The 1,911-nt window shown below is 73.1% G+C and carries 3 protein-coding genes and 1 pseudogene; 2 read left to right on the top strand and 2 right to left on the bottom strand.

What is annotated here, in order from left to right:
* Positions 1 to 421: cell wall metabolism sensor histidine kinase WalK (locus G3I65_RS44345; protein WP_160701420.1), on the top strand; the 421-nt coding region annotated here is incomplete at its 5' end.
* Here the strand turns inward: G3I65_RS44345 and G3I65_RS44350 are convergent.
* Both G3I65_RS44350 and G3I65_RS44355 read right to left on the bottom strand, forming a co-directional pair.
* The gene (locus G3I65_RS44350; protein WP_160701421.1) at positions 387 to 980 is read right to left on the bottom strand and encodes a dihydrofolate reductase family protein; all 594 of its coding nucleotides are present in this window, start codon (positions 978 to 980) and stop codon (positions 387 to 389) included. The two genes, G3I65_RS44345 and G3I65_RS44350, sit on opposite strands and share 35 nt — an antisense overlap.
* A gap of 69 nt (positions 981 to 1,049) precedes the next feature.
* Positions 1,050 to 1,691, bottom strand: coding sequence for a pyridoxamine 5'-phosphate oxidase family protein (locus G3I65_RS44355; RefSeq protein ID WP_160701422.1), 642 nt, complete (start codon positions 1,689 to 1,691; stop codon positions 1,050 to 1,052).
* 80 nt (positions 1,692 to 1,771) lie between these two features.
* On the opposite strand from G3I65_RS44355, the pseudogene G3I65_RS57885 reads away from it, so the two are divergent.
* Positions 1,772 to 1,911 (top strand): annotated as a pseudogene (locus G3I65_RS57885) (PLP-dependent aminotransferase family protein); the annotation flags it as partial.

The following is a 1,911-nucleotide window of genomic DNA, read 5'->3' on the forward strand; positions in this document are numbered from 1 at the left end:
CGCGGACGCGTTCGCCGCCGGCCGGCCCGGCCACCCGCTGACGTCGTCGTTCGAGCCCGCTTTCGTGGACGCCGATCCCGTGCGGCTGCGGCAGGTGCTCGACAACCTGCTGGCCAACGCCGCCGTGCACACGCCGCCCGGAACCGCGGTGCACCTCTCGGTGGCGGTCGCGGACAGCGCGGCCGTCGTCGCGGTCACCGACGCCGGGCCCGGTATCGAGCCGGCCGACCGGGAGCGGATCTTCGACCGGTTCTTCCGCGTCGACGACTCGCGCACCCGCGGCAACGGCGGCACGGGGCTGGGGCTTTCGGTGGTCCAGTCCCTGGTGACGGCGCACGGCGGGACGGTCTCGGTCGCCTCGGAACCGGGCCGGACGACCTTCACGGTCAGGCTGCCGCTCGCCGGTCGTAGTGGGCGATGAGCACGCCCTTCGTCGTCGTGACGCTGCGGGTGAGCGTGAACTCGGTGAACGGCGCGGCTTCGTCGAAGAGGCGTGCGCCGGTGCCGAGCGTGAGCGGGTGGATCAGCAGCGTGTAGCGGTCGACCAGGCCGGCCGCGTGCAGGGCGCGCACCAGCGACGCGCTCCCGACGACCGACAGGTCGCCGCCGGGCCGCGCCTTCAGCTCGGCGACGGTGCGCGTCGCGTCCCCGCGCAGCAGCACCGAGTTCTGCCACGCGCCCGCGTCGTCGAGGGTGGTCGAAGCGACGTACTTGGTGACGCCGTTCATGTGCGTGGTGAAGGGGTTGCCGTCCTCGCGCCCGCTCCACGCCTTCGTGAAGTCCTCCCAGGTGCGGCGGCCGAAGAGCATGTCGCCGGCCCGGCTCATGCCCCGGCCCATCTCCCCGGCCAGGACGTCGTCCTGGTACCGGGTGCCCCAGCCGCCGTGGCGGAAGCCGCCGCGGGTGTCCTCGTCGGGGCGGCCGAGGCCCTGGACGACGCCGTCGAGGGTGACGTTCATGGTGACGGTGAGCGAGCGCATCGCGGGTCCTTCCGCTTTCGGGATCTGCCACCCGCTACACGAACGGCACCCGCGCGGATCGACACCGGCTCACCGGCCGGCCACGTGCTCCGGGGTCGTCCAGCCGGGGGACAGGTCTTCGGACGGCTCGGGCGTGCCGAAGACCGTCCGGACCGGCAGCACCCCGGCCCACGCGGCGTCCGCCTCGACGTCCTCGGGCTCGTCGCCGGGGCCTTCGGCGCGCATCTTCACCGACGCCTCGCCGAGGTCGAGCGCGAGCACGCTCACCGCGGCGAACTCCTTGGCGTTGACCTCGCGGGCGTGCTCCCACGAACCCGGCGCGAGGTGGTCGGTGAGCACCTTCAGGCCGTGCATCTTCGCTTCGGCGTCCAGGACCGGCTTCGCCTGCCCGAGGATGACCGCGCTGCGGTAGTTCATCGAGTGGTTGTTCACCGAGCGCGAGTAGACGATGCCGTCGAGGAGGGTCACCGTGACGCACACCTCGAGGTCCTTGGCCGCCGTGCGGAGGCTGGCCGCGCCGGTGGAACCGTGCAGGTAGAGCGTGTCGCCGTCGCGTCCGTAGCCGGTCGGGAGGACCAGCGGGACGCCGTCGCGGACGACGCCGAGGTGGCAGATGAGCCCTTCGTCGAGGACCGCGTACAGCGCCGAGCGGTCGGTCACGGCGCGGTGCTTCTTGCGGCCTAACGTGGTGCGGGGCGTGGTGGACAGCATGCGACCAGCGTCTCCCGGCGCAGTGGCATCGGAAAACGTCCACTTCTCGTACACTTGGGAAGTCCACTCGAGGAGGTCCCGTGTCCCACGCCGACACCGCGCTCCCGGTCAGCCTCGACCGCGCCGCCGTCACGCCGCTGGCCGTCCAGCTCGCCGACGCGCTGCGCGAAGCGGCCGCGTCCGGCCACCTCCGGGGCGGCGACCGGCTCCCGTCGACGCG

The sequence above is a fragment of the Amycolatopsis sp. SID8362 genome (genome assembly GCF_010550475.1).
GTDB lineage: Bacteria > Actinomycetota > Actinomycetes > Mycobacteriales > Pseudonocardiaceae > Amycolatopsis > Amycolatopsis eburnea.

Excerpts from the sequence above, each read along its gene's own strand:
- G3I65_RS44355 (WP_160701422.1), bottom strand. The coding sequence starts at position 1,691 with ATGCTGTCCACCACGCCCCGCACCACGTTAGGCCGCAAGAAGCACCGC.
- G3I65_RS44350 (WP_160701421.1), bottom strand. The coding sequence starts at position 980 with ATGCGCTCGCTCACCGTCACCATGAACGTCACCCTCGACGGCGTCGTC.